This window comes from Eikenella sp. NML03-A-027 (assembly GCF_001648395.1).
GTDB lineage: Bacteria > Pseudomonadota > Gammaproteobacteria > Burkholderiales > Neisseriaceae > Eikenella > Eikenella exigua.
Map to the genome: position 1 here is coordinate 25602 of NZ_LXSM01000017.1, position 21338 is coordinate 46939.

A 21338-nucleotide genomic window follows, 5' to 3' on the forward strand; every position below is an offset into this window, starting at 1 on the left:
CTCTTAGCATTACTACAGGAATCCCTCTATAACGGCATACCAAAGCCGCCAGAGTCTGCCTGAAAAATGTCTACGCCGCTGTTCTATAGCGAACGTTAGATTCATTCGCTATATCCCGCCGATTCCTTGCCATGCCCAAAAATATCCTCATCATCTCTCCTTCTTGGATTGGCGATTGCGTGATGACGCAGCCGCTTTACCGCCACCTGCACGAATTGCATCCCGGCTGCCGGATTGACATATTTGCGCCCAAGTGGTCGATGGCCGTGTTCGAACGCATGCCCGAAATCAACCGGATTTTGGAAAACCCCTTCGCTCACGGCGCATTGCGGCTGCGCGAGCGTTGGCGGCTGGGCAAGGAGCTGGCGCGGCGCGGCTATGACCAAGTGATCGTGTTGCCCGGCTCATTTAAATCTGCGCTGATTGCCCGCGCCGGCGGTATTGCGCAGCGCACCGGCTATGTGGGCGAGAGCCGCTATCCGCTGCTTAACGACATTCGCAAGTTGGACAAGGCCGCACTGCCGCTGATGGCCGATCGTTACACTGCCTTGGCCTACCCGAAATGCGTGCCGTTCGAGCCACGCCGCAACGATTTTCCCCGGCTTGCCGTTTCCGCTGCCGCCAGCGAAGCCGCCATGCATGCCCATGGTTTGAGGCACGACCGCCCCGCGGCCGCTTTCTGCCCCGGTGCGGAATACGGCCCGGCTAAACGCTGGCCGCCACGCCATTTTGCCGCATTGGCTAAACGCTACGCCGCTGAAGGCTATCAGATTTGGTTATTCGGCTCGACCAAAGACCACGAAACCGCCGAAGAAGTACAGCGGCTTTCAGGTAGCCTTTGCACCAATTTGTGTGGACGGACCAGCCTTTCCGAAGCCATCGATTTGCTCGCCCTGGCGCAAATCGTGGTGTGCAATGACAGCGGCCTGATGCACCTGGCTGCCGCGCTGAATCGCCCGCTGGCTGCCGTGTACGGCTCGTCTAGCCCAGAGCATACCCCGCCCCTGAGCTTGCATGCGCAGGTGGTGAGCCTGCACCTCGAGTGCAGCCCCTGCTTCAAGCGTGAATGCCCGCTCGGCCACACCGATTGCCTCAACAAGCTCGAGCCGGATTTGGTGTACCAAGCCGGCTGCCGTGCTATCTGCTCCCGCTTCCCCGAACAAACGCCTGAAACTCCAGCAAAATGAGCGTACCCACTACCTTAATCTGGTTCCGGCAAGACCTGCGCACCGACGACCAGCCTGCCCTACAAGCCGCCACCCGCACCGGCCGGCTGCTGCTCGGCCTGTATGTGTGGCCGAACGACAGTGCACTCACGGCGAGGCGACGCTATTTTATTTGGCAGAGCCTGCGCGATTTGCAGGCACGGCTGGCCGAATGCGGTATTCCGCTGCATGTGCGCGGAGGTAATCCCGTGCAGGCGGTGGCCGAAATGGCGGCATATTGCCGTGCGGCAGAAGTGGTGTGTGCAAGCGACGGGGCAGGGCAGGGTGCATTACGCGCCGTGCTGGAAAAGCAGGGCTGCCGGCTGCACGGCGTGGCCGACGGCCTGTTGCAGCCGCCCTTCCAATTTATCCGTTCGCCGTATTTCAATGAGCCGGCCTTTGCCGCGTTTCAGGTAGCCTGGCAGGCCGCATGTGCCGAACAATATGCCGCTTGGCAAGCACCGGCCTGGCCGCCGCCGGATTTGGCCGCGCAGCAGAAAAGGCTACCTGAAAATCTGAAAACTGCCGCGCTGCCTGCTGTCCCCCGTGCCGTGCTCACCATTCCCGGCGGCGAAACCGCCGCCCGGCGGCAGCTGGCCGAATTTTTGCCGCGCCTGCCGTATTACCCGGTGTTGCGCAGCCTGCCCGCCCAACACGGCAGCTCGCAGCTCTCGCCGCATCTTGTGTTTGGCACGCTGTCGGTGCGCCGGGTGTGGGCGGTGGCCGGCAACTCGCCTGATGCTACTGCCTGGCGCGAAGCTTTGGCCCGGCGCGAATTTTGGCGGCATTATTTCCGCCAATATCCCGATGTGCTGCAGCAAGGCCTGCCCGAACACCGTGCCGCAGCCGGGCAGGCCAACCAAGTGCTGATGGCCGCTTGGCAGCAAGGCATAACCGGCTACCCGCTGGTTGATGCCGCCATGCGCCTGCTGCGCGACACCGGCTGGTTACCGCACAGCCTGCGCCATTTCTGCGCCGCTTTTTTCTGCCACGTGCTGGGTGGCCGCTGGCAGGATGGTGCCGGCTGGTTTGCCCGCCAGTTGCTGGATTTTGAGCCCGCCGCCAACAGCGGCAACTGGCAGCTGGCTGCCGGCTTGGGTGGTAAGCGAGTTGAACGGCAGCCCTTCAACCCCGTGGTTTGGTCACAAAAGCTCAATCCCGACGGCCAATTCATCCGCCGCCATCTACCGCAGTTGGCACATCTCGATAGCCGCCGTATCCATGCCCCGTGGCTGGCCACAGCGGAAGTGAACACCAACGGCTACCCGGCGCCGGTAGTAGATTATCGGGCGCGCTAGGGCAGGGCGATGAAGAGGCTACCTGAAAAACGGTTAACTTCGTTGCCGCTTTCAGGTAGCCTCTAGCTTTGGCGCGAACTTTATGGCTTTGGCGCTATAATTCCGCCTTTACACAACCAACGACTGCTTGCCATGTACCGATTGATGAGCGATGCTGCCAACCTGATGCGGCTGCGATTGCGCCCTGCCGAAGAATATGCCTACTCACTACCGGATTGCCTGGGCGCGCTGGTGATGGTGGCTGCCGTGAACACAGCGATGCTTTCGCCCGTGCTGACCGGGCAATACGGCATGATAGTGTTTGTGTTTTGCCTAAATTTGGTGAAATGGCCGGTGTTTGCCGGCGTGATGACCCGGCTGATGGGTGCACTCGGTGGCCGGCGGCAATCTTTGTGGGGCTACACGCTGCTTACTGAAGTGCTCTCTTTGCCTGCTTTGTTGATTCTGTACGTACCCAGTCTGGCACTGTTGCTGCAAGTTTGGATGGCTTGGGCGTTTGCCGTGGGTGTGATGGGCTATGCCCGCCTTTGCGGCGTGCGTCTGTGGCAGGTGTTGCTGGGCTATTTTGCCGGTTTCTGTACTTTATTGGTAACGGCCATGGTCGTTATGGTATTGTTTGCTTCGGCCGGTATCATCAACCAAACGCAATTGGAGCAGAATATGCAGCGCTGGCAGGAGCAGATGAGCGCGCCACAGCAACAGAAATAAACGGCTGCTTGAGCATATGAAAAGGCTACCTGAAAACAAATTTTCAGGTAGCCCTTTGCTTGCAGGTATATGCTGCTTAACGGCCGTCTATCCGGCGTATGGCGGCGTCCACTTTGGCTCGGCGCTCGGTTTCCTTGGCGCGGGTTTGGTGCAGCAGTTCTGCAGCGGAGATGCCGCGTTTGGGGGCTTCTGCAGCGGCGTATTCGACCATTTTGCTGTCGAGATAGGTTTCAATCTCACGGCGCAGACGGGCGCGTTCGACTCGGCTCTCGGCGCACAGTTTGCCCAAATCAGCGTTGGTGGGGCGGGCCGTATGGCTTTGATTTGGAGATTGCCTAGCTTGCTGGCGGCATTGATCCACTTTGGGGTGGTTAAACAGCAGTATCATGGATAAATCGTTGAAATAGCTTGATGCTTCAGGGCTTTCCCGATAACAGAGCGTACCGTTGGCCAAGGTGTTGGTATCTTTAATTAGCTGCTCGCACTCGGCAGCTAGTGAGGCATGGTCGGTGCTTGGCCGGGTTTGAGCAAAGGCAGGCACGGCGAAGGGGGCCAGTAGCAGGAGGGCGAGGGATTTTTTCATAATATTGATTCCTCTAGCAGAGTTGCTTCAGCAAGAAACGGCAGTAGAATGTATCAGAAAAGGCTATCTGAAAGCAAGGTTTCAATGCAGCACAGTGTAGTTTCTGCGAAGCTAACAATTTTCAGATAACCTTTCCGCATTTAGCAAACCTTATCCCCGGGCTGAGCACCAGTATCGGGGCTGAGGATACGGGAGGAGCCGTCTGGCAGTTCGGCGGAGAGGATCATGCCTTCGGATACGCCGAATTTTGCCATTTTGCGCGGGGCGAAGTTGGCGACGGCGATGACCATGCGGCCGTTCAATTCGGCGGGGTTGGGATAAGACGCGGCGATGCCGGAGAAGATGATGCGTTTTTCAAAACCGAAATCGAGGTCGAATTTCAAGAGTTTGGTGCTGCCTTCGACGGCTTCGCAGTTTAATACTTTGGCGACGCGCATGTCGATTTTTATGAAGTCGTCGAAGCTCGCTTGTTCGGCAACTTTTTCGTATTTACTTTCTTCGGCGGCAGGCGCGGCTGCGGCGGCAATGCTTTGTTTGTTGGCTTCGATTAAATCGTCCACTTGTTTTTGCTCCACTCGTTGCATTAAATGTTCGTATTTGTTGATGGTGTGTCCACCCAAGGTTTCGCGCGTGTTCGCCCAGGTAATCGCGTCCAGATTGAGGAAACGCGCGGCGTTGGCGGCGGTTTGCGGCAACACGGGGGCGAGGTAGGCGGTCAGCATGGTGAAGGCGTTGATGAGTTCGCTGCATACTTCATGCAGGCGTTCGTCTTGACCTTCCTGTTTGGCGAGCTCCCACGGCTTGTTGGCATCGACGTATTCGTTCACGACATCCGCCAATGCCATGATGTCGCGCAGGGCGCGGGCGTATTCGCGGTTTTCGTATTGCTCGGCGATGGTGTCGCTTTCAGCAGCGAGTTTTTGCAATAACGGGCTACCTGAAACGTCTTTCAGACGGCCTTCAAAGCGTTTGGCCAGAAAGCCCGATGCGCGGGCGGCGATGTTGACGTATTTGCCGACGAGGTCGCTGTTGACGCGGCTGATAAAGTCTTGCAGGTTCAAATCGATGTCTTCGATTTTGCTGTTGAGTTTGGCGGCGATGTAGTAGCGCATCCACTCGGGGTTCAGGCCTTGTTCCAGATAGGATTTGGCGGTAATGAAGGTGCCGCGCGATTTGGACATTTTTTGTCCGTCGACGGTCAGGAAGCCGTGTGCGTACACGCCGGTCGGGGCGCGGTGGCCGGAGAAATGCAGCATGGCGGGCCAGAACAGGGCGTGGAAATAGAGGATGTCTTTGCCGATGAAGTGGTACATCTCGGTTTGGCTGTCGGCTTTGAAGTATTCGTCAAAATCGATGCCGATCCGGTCGCACAGGTTTTTAAACGAGGCCATGTAGCCGACGGGCGCGTCCAGCCAGACGTAGAAGTATTTGCCCGGCGCGTCGGGGATTTCGAAACCGAAATATGGCGCGTCGCGAGAGATGTCCCAGTCGGACAGGGTGGTTTCTTCGCCTTCGCCCAGCCATTCTTTCATTTTGTTGAGGGCTTCGGCTTGCAGATGGGGCTTGCCGTCGTGCAGGTTGTTGCCGGAAGTCCATTCTTTCAGGTAGCCCGCACATTCGCCCAGTTTGAAGAAGAAGTGTTCGGATTCGCGCAATTCGGGTTTGGCACCGGAAACGGCGGAATACGGGTTAATCAGTTCGGTCGGGGAATAGGTGGTGCCGCAGACTTCGCAGTTGTCGCCGTATTGGTCTTGGGCGTGGCATTTGGGGCATTCGCCTTTAACGAAGCGGTCGGGCAGGAACATTTGTTTTTCGGGGTCGAAAAGCTGCTCGATGACGCGGCTTTCGATTTTGCCGTTGGCTTTCAGCGCACGGTAAATCTGTTCGGAAAACTGTTTGTTTTCAGGTGAATGGGTGCTGTAATAATTACTATAGCCGATGTGGAAGCCGGTGAAGTTGGCGATGTGCTCTTCGCGTACTTTGGCAATCATGTCTTCGGGCGCGATGCCTTGTTTTTGCGCGGCCAGCATCACGGGCGTGCCGTGAGTGTCGTCGGCGCAGCAGTAGTGGCACTCGTGGCTGCGCAGTTTTTGGAAGCGCACCCAAACGTCGGTTTGGATGTGTTCGACCATGTGGCCGAGGTGGATGCTGCCGTTGGCATAGGGTAGGGCGGAGGTAACCAAGATTTTACGTTGCAGTGATTTGGTCATGATTCGCGGTTTGTTGGAAAGATGGAAATGGGTGGTATTATGCCACAAAGGGCCTGCCCTTAGCAGATGCAAAGGCTACCTGAAATTGAGCTTTGCCGTGCTGAATTGCAACAGCGCTTTCAGGTAGCCTGTGTGCTTAGGGCTGTTTGTTTTGCTCTTCTGTTTTGCTTTTTTCCGGGAACACGAAAGAAGCGGCCACGCCCAAGGCCAGTACCACCAGCACCACCACCAGCGAGGCGTTGGGCGAAATTTCATAGCCGTGTTGGAACAGGTGCTCGGAGGCGGAAAGCACCAGTTTTACCGCGATAAAAAACAGCAGTGCCACCACGGCTTTTTCCAGGTGCACCAAATAGCCGCGCAGGGCTTCGAGCACGAAATACATGGTACGCAAGCCGAGGATGGCGAACATCATGGCGCTGTACACAATCAGCGGCTCTTTGGATACGGCAATCACCGCCGGTACGCTGTCGAAGGCAAACATCACATCGGAAATCTCGATAATAGCCAAGCACAAAAACAGCGGCGTGGCCACCAGCGCGCCTTTTTTTACCGGCTGCGGGTGGTGTTGCTCCGGATGTTTCAGGTCTTCGCCGGCCGGCTCGAGGCGCACGTCGGGGTTTTGGCGGCAGGCTTCGGTGAGCTCGTGGCCGTGTAGGAAGAAATTGTGCCCGTAGAGGCGCGGCCATACTGGGAAGAAACGGTGTACCCAGCGGTAGGCCAGGTGTTCGGAGTAGTCTTCGTTGGCTTCCTCCTCTTCATCGCGGCGCAGCATCATGACGCCCGTCCAGCCCACCACCACGGCAAACACGAGCTCCACATACGGCCCCAGCGCCATCAGGCCGGTGCCGATGGCCACGAACACCATACGGAACACAATCGCGCCGATGATGCCCCAATACAGCACGCGGTGGCGGTAGGCCCCTGGGACTTTAAACCAGGAAAACACGGCCATAATCACGAATAAGTTGTCCACCGACAGCACTTTCTCCAGTACATAACCGGTGAAAAACAGGCTGGCCATCTCGCTGCCGTGGTGGAACCACAAATAGCCGCCGAACGCCAGCGACACCGCAACCCAAAACACTGACCACAGCGCGGCGCTTTTAAGCGACATTGGCTTGTCGCTGCGGTGGGCAAACAGATCGATGGCAATCGCGCCTACGGAGAGGACAACGAAAACGGCAACGGTTTCCAGCGGAAAACCTAAATGGGTGGTCATGGGAGGGAATCCTTATGGTGGTGTGTACGGGCTACCTGAAAAACCGGCTATACCTGAACAAACATTTTGTAATACTCAATCTCGCTGCGTGCAAACACAATGACCAGCCGGTCTTCGCCTTTGGGGATTTTCTTGCCGCCCATGCCGCCGATGCATATGCCCAAGTCGGGAATGGTGAGATAGTATTTATTCTCCACATAATCGTATTGTTCTTTCCAAGCGGCAATGCTCTCGGCAGAGAACACGGCCAGGCTGTTTAGCGTGGGGTTGGTGTGCTTGTTGCAGATGATGGATTTCAATTTCTTGCCCTGATTTTCATACACCAGCTCGCAGGCAGAGCGGTATTCGGTGGTTTGGCGCAGGATGTTGTCGATTAGGATTTTCGAGGCCTCGCTCCATTCTTGGTTGATGCTGTCGAACGTGGCATCCAAACGGAAAACGGCCGAGCCGGTGTTTACCGATTCGAAGGGGGTGATGATGAAATCGTGCATGGCGTCGGATTGGGGGAGGGTGTTTAACCGGAGGAGTGTGTGCAGAGGCTACCTGAAAATTTCAGGTAGCCTTTCGCAGGGCGGCATTGTAATCCAAGCTGCCTGCGGCGGCAGCAAAATTTGCATATTGCTGCAAAATGCAGCACGGATTGCCTACGTACGGGTAGGATGTAATTGAGGCTACCTGAAAACCCACTACGCAGAAATTTGCTGTGTGGCGTTTCAGGTAGCCTTTGCTATAGCTTGCTAGCCGGGCTTACTGCTTAGGCGGCAGCTCTTTAGCCAGATAGAGCCAGGTTTCAATCACGGTATCCGGGTTCAACGAAATGGTTTCGATGCCTTGTTCAACCAGCCATTTGGCGAAATCTGGGTGGTCGGACGGGCCTTGGCCGCAGATGCCTATGTATTTGTTCAGCTTGCGGCAGGCTTTGATGGCTAGGTGCAGCATCACTTTTACCGCCGGATCGCGCTCGTCGAAGGTACCGGCAATCGGGCCGCCGCTGTCGCGGTCTACGCCGATGGTGAGCTGGGTCATGTCGTTGGAGCCGATGGAGAAGCCGTCGAAGTATTTCAGATACTGTTCGGCAAGGATGGAGTTGGTAGGCAGCTCGCACATCATAATCAGACGCAGGCCGTTTTTGCCGCGTTCTAGGCCGTTTTCTTTTAGTGCTTTCACCACGGCTTCGGCTTCGTGCAGGGTGCGCACGAAGGGAATCATAATTTCCACGTTGGTGAGACCCATTTCGTCGCGCACGTATTTCAGGGCGCGGCATTCGAGCGCGAAGCAGTCTTTGAAATCGGGTGAAATGTAGCGGGCGGCGCCGCGGTAGCCGAGCATGGGATTTTCTTCGTGTGGCTCGTAGATATTGCCGCCGAGCAGGTTGGCATATTCGTTGGATTTGAAGTCGGACATCCGCACGATAACCTTTTTCGGATAGGCGGAGGCAGCGATGGTGGCGATGCCTTCGGCCAGTTTGTCCACGTAGAAATCTACCGGTGAGGAGTAGCCGGCGATGCGCTCGTTAATCTGCACCTGCAGTTCGGCATCTTGGCGGTCGAATTCGAGCAATGCGCGCGGGTGGATACCGATTTGGCGGTTGATGATGAATTCCATACGTGCCAGGCCGATGCCTTCGCTGGGCAGGCTGGCAAAGCCGAAGGAGAGCTCTGGATTGCCAACGTTCATCATGATTTTCACCGGCGAAGCAGGCATGTTATCCAACGCCAAATCAATTACTTCTACTTTTAACAGACCGTCATAAATCAGGCCGGTGTCACCCTCGGTGCAGGATACGGTTACGCTTTGGCCGTGAGTGAGCACATCGGTGGCGTTGCCGCAGCCCACTACTGCCGGGATGCCCAATTCGCGGGCGATAATGGCAGCGTGGCAGGTGCGGCCGCCGCGGTTGGTAACGATGGCGGAGGCGCGCTTCATCACTGGTTCCCAATCCGGATCGGTCATGTCGGTCACCAGTACGTCGCCTGGCTGCACTTGGTCCATCTCGGCGGCGTTTTTAATCAGGCGCACGGTACCTTGACCGACTTTTTGGCCAATGGCGCGGCCTTCGCACAATACGGCAGATTTGTTTTCGATGCGGTAGCGGCGCAGGGTGCTGTTGCGCTCTTCCTGCGATTTCACGGTTTCGGGGCGAGCCTGCAGAATGTAGAGCTTGCCGTCCAAGCCGTCGCGGCCCCATTCGATGTCCATCGGGCGGCCGTAGTGTTCTTCGATAATCAGCGCGTATTTGGCCAATTCGGTGATTTCTTCGTTGCTGATGGAGAAGCGTTTGCGTTCGGCTTCTTCCACGTCTACCACCTGCACAGATTTGCCGGTTTCGGCGGTGTCGGTGAACACCATTTTAATCAGTTTGGAACCCATGGTTTTGCGCAGGATGGCGGGGCGGTCGGCACGCAGGGAGGGCTTGTGCACATAGAATTCGTCGGGGTTTACCGCGCCTTGCACCACGGTTTCACCCAGGCCGTAGGAGGCGGTTACGAACACCACTTGGTCGAAGCCGGATTCAGTATCAATGGTAAACATTACGCCAGAAGCACCAGCGTCGGAGCGCACCATGCGCTGTACGCCGGCGGAGAGGGCCACCATATCATGTGCGAAGCCTTTGTGCACACGGTAGGAAATGGCACGGTCATTATAGAGCGAGGCAAATACGTGGTGCATCGCTTCTTTCACGTTTTCCAGGCCTTGGATATTCAGGAAGGTTTCCTGCTGGCCGGCAAAAGATGCGTCCGGCAAGTCTTCAGCAGTGGCAGAAGAGCGTACGGCCACGGAGATTTGGTCGGTGCCCGCGTCGGCCACCAGTTTATCCCAAGCGGCTTTGATGTCGGCTTCTAGTTCAGCCGGAAACGGAGTATCCAGAATCCACTGGCGGATTTGTGCGCCCACTCGTGCCAGCTCGGCTACATCATCCACATCCAGCGCAGCCAGCGAGGCGGAAATGCGTTCATTCAAGCCGTTGTGCGACAAAAATGCGCGGTAGGCTTCGGCCGTGGTGGCAAAGCCGCTGGGCACGCGCACGCCTTTTTCAGCCAGCTGGCTGATCATTTCTCCCAGGGAAGCGTTTTTGCCGCCCACCTGTTCCACGTTGGTCATACGCAGATTTTCAAACCAGATTACATTGTTGCCAGACATGATTCTATTCCGTCCTGTGGGTAGTTAAGGGAAAGCGGCAGTATTTTAGCCGCTGGCTGGGTTTCTGTCATGGGCTATAGCTGAAGCACATGCTTTTTTCCTGCTGCGTTGGCTCGTCTTGCTGTACTGCCTGTACTGTTGGCTCGTTGCCTTGTAGGAAAACTACACCCAAACCTGGATCGCAAAAGCTGCTAGAATAAGTCGTTTTTAAGCATATTTACGCATCAAAAATTTATTAGGAATCCCACTAGGCTAGCTGAAAGGAACACCAATGCCACCCTGCACACGCCACGCCATCTTCATTTCCGATCGCACCGGCCTCACCGCCGAAGGCATGGGCGACGCCCTGCTCAACCAGTTCGACAGCATCGAATTCAAACGCTTCACCTACCCCTTCATTGATACTCCCGAAAAAGCTGAACGCATTGTGGCCGAAGTGAATAAAATTGCCGACGGCTGCAACCTGCGCCCCATTATCTTTACCAGTATCGTCAGCGAGGACATCCGCCACATCATCCGCAACTGCAACGGCCTGCACCTGAGCTTTTTCGATGCCTTTATCAATAAACTTGAAGAAGAACTCGGCACCCAAGCCGTATTGCAGGTGGGACGCACCCACAGCATCCAAAACACAGAGCGCTACGATGCCCGCATGGAAGCCGTAAACTTCTCCCTCAACCACGACGACGGCGTATCCGCCAAAGATCTTGCCGATGCCGACGTAATCCTCATGGGCGTATCCCGCAGCGGTAAAACCCCCACCTGCCTCTACCTCGCCCTGCAATACGGCATCCGCGCCGCCAACTACCCGCTCACCCCCGACGATTTGGGCAACACCGACCTGCCGCGCATGGTTAAGCCCTTCAAATCCAAAATCTTCGGCCTCACCATCGATCCCGCCCGTTTGCACCATATCCGCACCGAACGCCGCCCCAACTCCCAATATGCCAGCCCCGAAAACTGCCGGCGCGAAGTGCACGAAGCCGAGTCCATGTTCCGCCAGCACGGCATCCCCTACACCAGCACCACCCATAAATCCGTGGAAGAGCTTGCCGCCGGCATTATGCTCGCCTGCAAACTGCAACGGCGCACATAAACTGCACTGCTGCAATATGATAGAGGCTACCTGAAAATACGGTTTACTGTTTTCAGGTAGCCTTTTGTATGGCAGGTCGGCATTACCATGCCGATATAGGGCTCCGTCTGTTCCTTTGGGTTTCAGGTAGCCTCTAGCAGTACAGCTAGGCCTCCAACTTGCTTTGCTATAATCCCCGCATCCAATCCGCTATTCGCCAACCATGCAACTCACCAAATACCTGCAAGCCCAAGGTATCGGCAGCCGCAAACAATGTCGCCAGCTGGTCGAACAAGGGCGCATTACGATTAACGACGAAACTGCCGAACAGCCTGCTGCCGAAATCGAACCCGACCAAGTGCAGCGTCTCGCCATCGACGGCGAAGAGATCGCTGTCATCCCCCTGCCGCACTACTACATCCTGCTGCACAAGCCCGCCGGCTACGAAACTTCGCACAAACCGCGCGACTATCCCAGCGTGTTTTCCCTGCTACCCGACCACATCCGCGCCACCGAGCCGCAAGCCATCGGCCGGCTCGATGCCGACACCACCGGCGTGCTGCTCATCACCAACGACGGCGTGTTCAACCACCGCCAAACCTCGCCCAAACACCATGTGGGCAAGCTCTACCGCGCCACGCTCAAGCATCCTGCCGGCGAAGAGCTGTGCGCCGCCCTGCGCCAAGGCGTGCTGCTGCACGATGACAATAAAACCGTATCTGCTGCCGCTGCCGAATTGGAAAATCCGCATAGCCTGCTGCTCACCATCACCCAGGGCAAATACCACCAGGTAAAACGCATGGTGGCCGCTGCCGGCAACCGCGTGGAAGCCCTGCACCGCCTGCGTTTCGGCGATTGGGAGTGTGATGATTTGCTGCCGGGGCAGTGGCGCTTTATCCAGCCCGAGGATTGAGTGGCTCGGGTATTTGAGGCTACCTGAAACATTGTTGGGGCGGGTATATAACGAAAGTATTTCCCTTCTGTACGGCATTAGCCCGCTTTGCCGTACTCTTGTATTCGCGACGGCCTACTGCTTGTGTCGAAAAGTGGATGTAAATAAAAGCTACCTGAAAATTTCAGCTTCGCAGAAACTTGCTGTGCTGCTTTTCAGGTAGCCTTTTCACGTCTTCTCAATCAGTCTGCCTGCCATTTAAAGCTGTGATCGCAGAAGGGCAGGAACAGCAGTTTGGTGGTGCCGACTTGGATGATGTCGTTGCATTGCAGGGTGGGCTCGCCACGGATGGTGCTGCCGTTGAGCATAGCGAGGTTGCGGCTGCTGCCGCGCTCGATGAAGAACTCATTGGCGTGATGGTCATACACCACGACGGCATGGGCTTCGTGGCTGACGGTGTTGTCGCTTTGCGCGCCGAAATCGAGGCAGACTTCGAGGTCGGCGTTGCGCCCGATTCGGTTTTCCCCTTGAATCAGGCGGAAATCTGTGCCGCGCCCTTGGCCTTCGGTAATAACCAGCCAGCCGACCACGGGGAATTCGCACATGCCTTTAGCGCGGGCTTCGGCATCGGGTTGGTTGCTCATGCCGATGATGTGGGTTTTCAAGGCAGGGGCGCTACTTGCCTCGGTGGCGGTGTTATCAAGGATTTGGGTTTTGGCACTTTGGGCAGCCAGTCCCTGCGAATCGGCAGTGAGCATTTGGGTGCGTTCGTTGGCGAGAGCCGGGGTGGCTACACTGTAGGGGCTACCGGAAAAGCCGGAGTCTCCGCAATAGGGGCACTCGGCCTGTATTGCGGAGTCGTAGTAGTGTTTACCGGCAGCACAGAGAGTCATTGCCATGCTATGTTCCTTTTATGATTGGGTGAGTTGGTAGGCAATATCGCGGTTGGCCAGATAGATGGTTTGGCCGGAACGCAAGGTGGTGCGGCTGATGCGCTGCTCCAGGCTGTCTACAAAGGTGCCGTTGGTGGATTGCAGGTCTTCCAACACAACGTTGCCGGCTGCGTCTACGCTGATACGGCAGTGGCTGCCGGAGATTTGCTGGCGGTTGATCACCACGTCGTTGCCGCTACTGCGGCCGATGCGGATGGTTTGGCCGTGGTAGAGTGCGATGGCGGGCAGGCCGGTGCCGAGCGGTTGCAGGGTGGCGGTGATACGCATTTGGGCGGCTTGTGGCGAGCCCATGCTGAAGCGGGCAATGTTTTCGTCGGCAGTCAGCTGCAATACATCACCGGCGTTCAAAACGGCACGGGTGATTTTGCTGCCGTTTACATAGGTGCCGTTGGTGCTGCCCAAGTCTTCCACCTGTACTTGGCGGCCGTCGAACAGCAGTTGTGCGTGTCGGGCGGATACCTGCGCTTGATTGATGATGACAGAGGCAGGTGCGCTGCGGCCGATAATCGTGGGTTTGCCGGCCGGCAAGACGATATTGCTGCCGCCACAGAGTGCAGAGAGTGTAACGCTACCTGAAATGCCGGCTTGGGCTGGCTGCGCCTGTTGTACCTGCTGCGCGCCGACGATGCGGCGGATCAACTGGGAGTTGATCGGCGGATTGGAGCCGGCTTTCACCTGTTTTTTCAGGCGCAGCAGATACACGCCGCCGCCGCCGGCCAGCAATATCAGCAAACCCATGCCGCTATAAAGCAGGGTGAGCTGGCGCTTAGTGCTGGCGGTGGCGCTGTCTACGCATTCGTTCTTGATTTGGGTGAATTTGACGTTGTGGCTTTGCAGAATCGGTACAAGTTCGGAATTGGAAACGGCAATAACAGTATTAACCTGTTCTTTGTGCGCACCTTCGTTGGTGCCGACCACCTGGCCGCAGCGGTTTACCAGCGGGCCGCCGCTGTTGCCACCGCTGATGGGGGCGTGGTGTTCCCAGTAGCTGCGGTTTTCGTAGTTTTTGAATTCGCGTTTGAGCGTACCTTCGGCAATTACCGGCTGGATGTAGGCATTGGGGTCGCCGAAGCCGAAGCCGGAGGTAATATCATCGGAAGCACCGGGGAAACCGATGGAAAACACCGGTAGGGTAGGTTGGAGGAATTTTTCGGCAGCCAGCGGCAGCGGTTTGCCAGTGAGGCCGTGCACTTGCAGTAGGCTAAGATCTTTGGCACTGTCGCTGAAAATCTGCTGGGTGGAAATTAGCTCTAGGTGGGGGGCAATGGTGCGCACCACAAACACTTCCGGCTTGCCCAGCTGTGCCATCTCACCCACATCTGCGTTAGCAACGTGGTCATTGGTTACGAGGTGGCCTTCTGTCGACACCAAATAGCCCGAACCGTGGCCGGCAAAGAGGTAGATTTGGCTGTTTTGTTTGAAGAGGGTAAGGTTCTGCCCGTTTTGTGCGGCAACGCGCACATAGCCGTTGCTGTTGATTTCCGAGAGCATCTGCGGGCTGACCAGCTGCGAGGCGATTTGCGTCGGCAGCGGCACGCCTATCCATAGGCGGTATACCGATTTGGCCGCGCTCAAAACATCGGGCTGATTGGCGCTGGCCTGCCAGGGCAGCATCAAAAGGGATAGCAGCAGAAATTTTCGCCAAAAGTGTTTCATAGAGGTTCCTTAATTGATTGTGCAGATGGTGTTATCGGGTTTGCGGCGCAGAGGAGTCAGGCGGCGTCAGTGGTAGCGGCACGGAAGCAGCGGGTGGATTTTTCGGGTTGGATACGACAGAGGGTGGCTCAGATGCAGGGGTAGGAGAGGCCGGTGTATAAGGTTCGGATGTGGCCGGTGCAGAGGTTGCGGATGCGGAGGAAACATCCTCGTTTGGCGGCATGTGCTGGGTGTGGCGGTTGGATGTGAGCCACCAGGTGCCAACTAAGAGTGCACCCAAAATAAAGCCAATGATAAGGCCTTTGGCTGGGAAGCTGGGGGTGGATGGTGCGGGCGGGGGGCTACCTGAAATTTGGGTAGAGAGCGTGGACTCGCCGGTGGTAGGGAGGGCTTGCGTAGACAGGTCGTGCACTTGGGTAGCGGGCGAGGTTTGTTTGGCAGTTGCCTGTACCAAAAGTAGCGAGGTATTGTCTTGATGCGGATGTCGTTTGGCCTGCACCAGGGCCAGTAGGGTGTTTACTTTGTCTTCGAGGCTACCTGAAGCAGCTATAAGGGTTTGCTCGATTTCCTCATCGCTTAAGGTTTGCACACCGTCGCTGGCCAAGAGCAGTAATTCGCCGGGAGAGAGTGTGCCGGAGGCACAATCGATATGGGCGATGTCTTTGCCCATTACGGCGCTGGTTACGGCATGACGGGCGGGGTGGCGGTCGGCGGCTTCGCTGCTGATTTCCCCCGCAGCGATCATGCGTTTGAGATCTTCGGCAAAGGCATGGTTGGCATTGATGCGGCGCAGGCTGCCTTGGTCGTAGGTGTAGAGAGGGCTGTCGCCGACGCTGATGTAGCTGTAGCGGTTGTCGGTTTCGTCTACCACCACGGCAATAACGGTGGTGCCCATACCTTCGAGTTCTGGCTGTCGGCGCAGGGTGTCGGACAGGGTCTGGTTGGCTTGGTGCAGGGCTCGGTGCAAATCCTGCTCAGCTTCGTGTAGGCCATATTGTTGAAAATAGTCTAAAAAGGCAGCTACCACAGTTTTGGCGGCAATTTGCCCGCCGCGCTGCCCGCCCATGCCGTCGGCCAGTACATAGAGTTTGTGCTGGGGAGAAAGCACCAGGTTGCCCAGTGCGTCTTGCTGTTCTTCACGTTGGCCGATGTACTGGCTTTGATGGAAATTGATCTGCATAGGTACTCCTTCAGCGGCCATCTGATACCGCAATTGGGCGGCAGGCTACCTGAAAACTATGTGGCAGAAGGGACTGATTTATGGGCAGTCGCTGCCGGATACTGTGCCATCGACAAGGTGTTTGCCGTTTTTGTCGTAGAAGGCAATGATAAGGGTACCGTTATGTTGGATCAGCCACGGGCTGATATTGGGATCGGTACAGAAGGTTTTGGCCATAGCTGGGCCGATAGAACTCTGCAATTCGTTGAGCTGGTCGCTGTTGAGGTCACGGAGGTGCAGGTCGGTCATGGTAATCTGCATTATCAGTTCGTTGCTACTCTCGACATAGACGGTTTTGTCCCAACGCACGCCGTCGCTGATCATTTGTGGCAGCTGTTTGTTAATTTCGTCGAGATAAGCAGCCGAGATACCGGTGCCGTCATTCTTGCCGCTATCGTTTTCAGCGGGCTGCTCAGGCTGGGTTTGGCTGGCGGGTGGCAGTACTACCGGCGTATCGGCAGCAGTTGAGGCGGTGGGTGGGGAGGCAGGTTCGCCGTTTTTATCACTGTCGCGCATCAGGACGGAAGCGGCGATAACCAGCACTACCAACATTGCTGCAACGATGCTGCCCCACAACAGCCATTTCGATTTGCTGCTGGTCGCTGCTGGAGCAGTTTTACGCTGTTTGGGTAGTGTTTCCCCGTGCACGGCGGTTTGTGTTGGGTAAGAGGCTTGGATGGTATTGCCGGTTTCGGGGAGGGAGGCAGCCTGAGATGGAATTTCTGCCAGTCCAAGCAGTGCCTGCTGCATATCCATAGCATTTTGGAAACGGTTTTCGGCACGCACGTTGAGAGCGTAGTCGATGGCGGCAAGGAAATGATGGCTGTAGCGGCCTTCATAGCGACTGCCGGCCAGCTTGGGTTGGGTATCTTCGCCGGCGATGCGGGCGGGGGCTTCTTCAATCAGCTGGTGGGTAATGGATTGGTAAATGCAGGCGCCGATACTGTATAAATCCAGAGCGGGCATGAAAACATCGCGTGAGTGGTATTGTTCGATAGGGGCGAAAGGAGGGGTAAGGATTTGGGTAAGTGGTCGGCTTTTTTGGCCGACAGCCTGCCGGGCGGCTCCGAAATCAATTAATACCGGGGTTTGGTTTTCGGTGATGAAGATATTTTCTGGTTTGATGTCACGGTGCAGCAGCTGGCGCTCGTGAATATATTTCAGGCCTTCAAGCAAGGGGATAAAAATACTGGCCAGCTCATTTTCACTCGGGCTGGGGTGTTCTTTAATCCATTGGTGCAGGGTGATACCGCGCAGATAGGGCATCACAAAATAGGCGGTGCCGTTGGCCTCGAACAGGTCGGTTACCTTGACTACGTTGGGGTGGCTTAAGCCGTAGAGCAGCTTGGCTTCGTTGAAAAAGCCGTTTAAGCCCCAGTTGAAGATTTCCTGGTCACCGCTGCTTTTAGCTTGAATGGTCAGCCCTTGAACGCGAACGCCGCTGTCGGGCAGGTATTCTTTGATAACGTGTTGCGAGCCGAAATGGATATGTTCGGCCAGATAGGTGATGCCGAATGCGCCGGAGCCGAGCACTTTGAGGACGATGTAAGTGTGAAGCTGGCTACCTGCAACCAGCGCGTCTGCCCGTTGGACGTTTTGCTGCGTCATAAACACTATCCTTTACCAAAACCTGCAAATAATCCACATTACCCAGCATTATATAAAGGAAGCTTGAAACAAGGCAATTTCCGCTGTCAAGCAAAGTGGTTAATTTTTAGGATGTTGGAAACTGGTAATGACTACAGAGAGGTTCTCAATGGACCAATATTAGGGCAGAGTACTGTAGATGGCATCAGGAGTGCTGTGGAGAGGAGTAATGCTGCCCCCGTATTGATTGGGAAAGAGCGGTAAGATAAAGGTTTCCTGTTTTTACATCTTAGCAGCGATTATTGTTATGGCTACCTGAAACTTTTCAGGTAGCCTGCTCCCATCTTCCCATTTCATGCCTCAGTTAAACATTACTTTCTCTGCTAATCCTGCCACCATATGAAGCCCCACCGGTTGCCTATATAATCGACGCCATCACACACCGCACGGAAAATCATCATGCTTCCTTTGCTCACTGTTGCCACCAATGCCGATTGGCTCGACCAACTCGGTACTAATCTGCACACCTTTCTGCTCAGCCTGTTTTCGCGTGAGGAATTCGGGCTGAACCAGCTGCTCGGCAGCTTATCCAAAACGCTTGGTTGGGTGGATTTGGTGTTGGCGTTAGCTTTGCTGGTGGGGGCGTATTTCCTTTCCAGCCGGCTGCTGGGCAAGATGCCGGCGGAAGACGGCAAGCCGCATTTTTTACGCCATATCGGGCGCCGCATTGCTTGGCCGCTGTTGATGCTGCTGGGTGGAGCGTTGGCTTTGGGCGGCTGGTTTGCCTTTTTCGGGGCAACGGCGGTGTGGCTGCGCCTGCTGGTGATGGCGGCGCGTTGGATGATTTTGATTCGGGTGGTGCTGGCGGTGTTTCATTCGGCGATTCCGGCCAACCGTTTTTCCGAGCGGATGGAATCTTCGCTGGCCGCTGCACTGTGGGGCGCGTTTCTGCTGTGGGCTTCGGGCATTGACGATTTGATTCTGGCCTGGCTGCGCGGCTTACAGTTTTCAGTGGGTTCGGCGCGGCTTTCGCTTTATACCGTGCTCACCGGATTGTTGTGGGTAGGCGTGATGCTGGTGGGCGCGATGTGGCTGTCGCGCTACATCGATGCACGGCTCAAAGGCAGCACGCGGCTGGATCCGAACCTGCAAATCGTGCTTTCCAAACTGACGCGCTCGCTGCTTTTGGTGTTGTCGGTGTTGATTGCGCTGCCGCTGGTGGGCATTGATTTAACCGTGCTTTCCGTGTTCGGCGGCGCATTGGGCGTAGGTTTAGGCTTCGGTTTGCAGAAAATTGCCAGCAATTATGTGTCGGGCTTCATTATTTTGGGCGACCGCTCGGTGCGCCCGGGCGACCGGCTCACGGTAAACGGCTTCACCGGCTATGTAACACAAATCACTTCCCGCTTCGTGGTGCTGCGCAGCGGCAACGGGCAGGAGGCGCTGATTCCGAACGAAACCTTCATCACCTCCACCGTAATCAACGAATCCTACACCGGCAAATCCCTGTGGCAGAGTTTAGACGTTCAGGTAGCCTACCATACCGATTTAACCCAAGCGATTGAGATTCTGCAAGAAGCCGCCGCCGCGCAGGAGCGTGTGAAAACCGACCCGCCGCCTAAGGCATATTTGATTGATTTTGCGGATAACGGCATCAATCTGCGGCTCGGCTTTTGGGTGCGCGACCCTGAAAACGGCTTCCTCGGCCTCAGCTCGGCCATTTTGCTCACCGTGTGGCGGCGGTTTAACGAAGAAGGCATCGAATTCCCCTTCCCGCAGCGTGAAGTGCGCATTTTGAACCAAGACCTCTCGCCCGATGCTGCCGCCCTGCTCAAAGCCGGCTATCAGGCGCAGGGCGATACTGCCTCCGACGAATTTGCCAACGCCAACCCTGATCCTGCCGAGCCATCGGAAAGCCAAGAGGATTCTCAGTCATGAGCAGCCCCTCCTACAAACGCCCGGAATCCGTGTTGGTGGTGCTGCACGACGGGCAAGGCTGCGCCCTGATGCTCGAGCGCGTTTCTCCGCCCGGCTTCTGGCAATCCGTAACCGGCAGCCTGGAAGAAGGCGAAACCCCGTTTGCCACCGCCCTGCGCGAAGTGGCCGAAGAAACCGGCATCCTGCTCGCGCCGGAAGAGCTCAAAGACTGGCACACGCAAAACGAATACGAAATCTACGAACACTGGCGCCACCGCTACGCCCCCGGCGTTACCCGCAACACCGAACACGTCTTCTCCGCCCGCATTCCCGCTGCCAGCCCTGTGTGTCTTTCCGCGCGCGAACACCGCGCCCACCGCTGGCTGCCGCTGGTCGAAGCCGCCAGTCTTGCCTTTTCCCCTTCCAACTGCGAAGCATTGTTGCGTCTGGCCGCCGAAACCAAGGGCAGGCTACCTGAAAAATTGACTGCCCCACCGCTTTGATAGATGATGGCAGTCATCACCCCAAACGAGCCCTGTTATGGATACCCTGCTGCAAGAAGTTACCCAACAACTCGCCCAACGCGGCGAAACCATCACCTGCGCCGAATCCTGTACCGGCGGCCTGCTTGCTGCCGCACTCACCCGCCTGCCTGGCAGCTCCGCCTGGTTTGAAACCGGCTTCGTGACCTACAGCAACCACGCCAAACAGCAGCTCCTCAACGTGAACGCCGCCACCCTCAGCCACTACGGCGCAGTGAGTGAAGAAACCGTGCGCGAAATGGCGCTGGGCGCACTCATCACCACCAAAGCCGACTATGCGCTCAGCATCTCCGGCATCGCCGGCCCCGACGGTGGCAGCGAAGAGAAACCCGTGGGCACGGTTTGGTTCAGCCTGGCCACCAAACAGCGCATCTGGGCCAAAGAGCAGCACTTTGAAGGAGACCGCGAAGCCATCCGCACCCAAGCCGTGCGCTTTGCCCTGATACTGATGAAAAAGTATTTGGAGCGATAGCCCGGCAGGGTTGATTGGAATGGAAAAGGCTACCTGAAAATTTCAGGTAGCCTTTATTCATGCCGTCGGCCTCACGCTTTGGGCAGGGTAACGCCGGTTTGCCCCATGTATTTGCCTTTGCGGTCTTTATAGGAAGTTTCGCACACTTCGTCGCTCTCGAAGAAGAGGACTTGCGCCACGCCTTCGCCGGCGTAGATTTTGGCGGGCAGGGGGGTGGTGTTAGAGAATTCGAGGGTAACGTAGCCTTCCCATTCCGGCTCGAACGGGGTCACGTTCACGATAATGCCGCAGCGCGCATAGGTGGATTTGCCCAGGCACACGGTGAGCACGTTGCGCGGGATGCGGAAGTATTCCATCGTGCGCGCCAGAGCAAAGGAATTGGGCGGGATGATGCAGCAGTCGTCTTCCACGGTCACGAAGTTTTTTGGATCGAAGTTTTTCGGATCGACGATGGTGCTGTTGATGTTGGTGAAGATTTTGAATTCGTTGGCGCAGCGGATATCGTAGCCGTAGCTGGATGTGCCGTAGGAAATGATGCGGCGGCCGTCTTGCTCTTTGATTTGCTTGGGCTCGAACGGCTCGATCATGCCGTGCTCTTCGGCCATGCGGCGGATCCAGCGGTCGGATTTGATGCTCATGGTGTTTGTCCTGGGTTGGGTTA

The 21338-nt window shown here is 56.5% G+C and carries 18 protein-coding genes; 8 read left to right on the forward strand and 10 right to left on the reverse strand.

Translation table 11 applies throughout. From position 1 onward, the window contains the following. Positions 1-131: 131 nt before the first annotated feature. From waaF to A7P96_RS08885, 3 genes are all read left to right on the forward strand, one after another. Positions 132-1187: a lipopolysaccharide heptosyltransferase II gene (gene waaF / locus A7P96_RS08875; protein WP_067526413.1), complete on the forward strand. Its 1056-nt coding sequence runs from the start codon at positions 132-134 to the stop codon at positions 1185-1187. Continuing rightward, a complete protein-coding gene (locus A7P96_RS08880) occupies positions 1184-2503 on the forward strand; it encodes a deoxyribodipyrimidine photo-lyase (protein WP_067526417.1) in 1320 nt (439 codons plus the stop codon). The genes waaF and A7P96_RS08880 overlap by 4 nt, the downstream gene beginning before the upstream one ends. 132 nt (positions 2504-2635) lie before the next feature. Continuing rightward, positions 2636-3211, forward strand: coding sequence for a hypothetical protein (locus tag A7P96_RS08885; RefSeq protein WP_156496316.1), 576 nt, complete (start codon positions 2636-2638; stop codon positions 3209-3211). Between the two features lie 76 nt (positions 3212-3287). Here the strand turns inward: A7P96_RS08885 and A7P96_RS08890 are convergent, their stop codons facing one another. The 5 genes from A7P96_RS08890 to ppsA all read right to left on the reverse strand — a co-directional run bounded on the left by A7P96_RS08890 (position 3288) and on the right by ppsA (position 10364). Next, positions 3288-3794, reverse strand: coding sequence for a hypothetical protein (locus A7P96_RS08890; protein ID WP_067526423.1), 507 nt, complete (start codon positions 3792-3794; stop codon positions 3288-3290). Between the two features lie 140 nt (positions 3795-3934). After that, positions 3935-6052, reverse strand: a complete 2118-nt coding sequence (gene metG, locus A7P96_RS08895) for a methionine--tRNA ligase (RefSeq protein WP_369799159.1) — start codon at positions 6050-6052, stop codon at positions 3935-3937. An 88-nt stretch (positions 6053-6140) separates the two neighbouring features. Continuing rightward, the gene (locus A7P96_RS08900; RefSeq protein ID WP_067526425.1) at positions 6141-7223 is read right to left on the reverse strand and encodes a TerC/Alx family metal homeostasis membrane protein; all 1083 of its coding nucleotides are present in this window, start codon (positions 7221-7223) and stop codon (positions 6141-6143) included. A gap of 47 nt (positions 7224-7270) precedes the next feature. Further along, entirely contained in the window at positions 7271-7714 is a 444-nt protein-coding gene (locus A7P96_RS08905; RefSeq protein WP_067526427.1) for a hypothetical protein, read from the reverse strand. Positions 7715-7970: 256 nt separating this feature from the next. Next, positions 7971-10364, reverse strand: coding sequence for a phosphoenolpyruvate synthase (gene ppsA, locus A7P96_RS08910; RefSeq protein WP_067526429.1), 2394 nt, complete (start codon positions 10362-10364; stop codon positions 7971-7973). A gap of 271 nt (positions 10365-10635) precedes the next feature. On the opposite strand from ppsA, the gene A7P96_RS08915 reads away from it, so the two are divergent. Both A7P96_RS08915 and A7P96_RS08920 read left to right on the forward strand, forming a co-directional pair. Further along, complete coding sequence (locus A7P96_RS08915; RefSeq protein ID WP_067526431.1) at positions 10636-11460, forward strand: pyruvate, water dikinase regulatory protein; 825 nt, start codon at positions 10636-10638, stop codon at positions 11458-11460. A 202-nt stretch (positions 11461-11662) separates the two neighbouring features. After that, the gene (locus A7P96_RS08920; protein ID WP_067526433.1) at positions 11663-12352 is read left to right on the forward strand and encodes a pseudouridine synthase; all 690 of its coding nucleotides are present in this window, start codon (positions 11663-11665) and stop codon (positions 12350-12352) included. A 221-nt stretch (positions 12353-12573) separates the two neighbouring features. On the opposite strand, the gene A7P96_RS08925 is transcribed toward A7P96_RS08920, so the two are convergent. The 4 genes from A7P96_RS08925 to A7P96_RS08940 form a co-directional block, all read right to left on the reverse strand. Next, on the reverse strand, positions 12574-13230 hold the full coding sequence (locus A7P96_RS08925; protein ID WP_067526434.1) for an FHA domain-containing protein: 657 nt from the start codon (positions 13228-13230) through the stop codon (positions 12574-12576). Positions 13231-13242: 12 nt separating this feature from the next. Then, positions 13243-14940: an FHA domain-containing protein gene (locus A7P96_RS08930; protein ID WP_067526436.1), complete on the reverse strand. Its 1698-nt coding sequence runs from the start codon at positions 14938-14940 to the stop codon at positions 13243-13245. A 31-nt stretch (positions 14941-14971) separates the two neighbouring features. Beyond that, positions 14972-16120, reverse strand: coding sequence for a PP2C family serine/threonine-protein phosphatase (locus tag A7P96_RS08935; RefSeq protein ID WP_067526438.1), 1149 nt, complete (start codon positions 16118-16120; stop codon positions 14972-14974). A gap of 78 nt (positions 16121-16198) precedes the next feature. Continuing rightward, on the reverse strand, positions 16199-17767 hold the full coding sequence (locus A7P96_RS08940; protein ID WP_067526440.1) for a serine/threonine-protein kinase: 1569 nt from the start codon (positions 17765-17767) through the stop codon (positions 16199-16201). Between the two features lie 438 nt (positions 17768-18205). Between A7P96_RS08940 and A7P96_RS08945 the strand changes: the two genes are divergently transcribed. The 3 genes from A7P96_RS08945 to pncC are packed head-to-tail and all read left to right on the forward strand — an operon-like array spanning position 18206 to position 20677. Beyond that, positions 18206-19684: a mechanosensitive ion channel family protein gene (locus A7P96_RS08945; RefSeq protein ID WP_067526442.1), complete on the forward strand. Its 1479-nt coding sequence runs from the start codon at positions 18206-18208 to the stop codon at positions 19682-19684. Continuing rightward, on the forward strand, positions 19681-20166 hold the full coding sequence (gene nudB, locus A7P96_RS08950) for a dihydroneopterin triphosphate diphosphatase (RefSeq protein WP_067526444.1): 486 nt from the start codon (positions 19681-19683) through the stop codon (positions 20164-20166). The genes A7P96_RS08945 and nudB overlap by 4 nt, the downstream gene beginning before the upstream one ends. A 37-nt stretch (positions 20167-20203) precedes the next feature. Beyond that, positions 20204-20677 carry a nicotinamide-nucleotide amidase gene (pncC, locus tag A7P96_RS08955; RefSeq protein ID WP_067526446.1) on the forward strand — a complete coding sequence of 158 codons (474 nt, stop codon included), beginning with the start codon at positions 20204-20206 and terminating at the stop codon, positions 20675-20677. A 71-nt stretch (positions 20678-20748) separates the two neighbouring features. Here the strand turns inward: pncC and dcd are convergent, their stop codons facing one another. After that, positions 20749-21315 carry a dCTP deaminase gene (gene dcd, locus A7P96_RS08960; protein ID WP_067442755.1) on the reverse strand — a complete coding sequence of 189 codons (567 nt, stop codon included), beginning with the start codon at positions 21313-21315 and terminating at the stop codon, positions 20749-20751. Between the last annotated feature and the right edge of the window lie 23 nt (positions 21316-21338).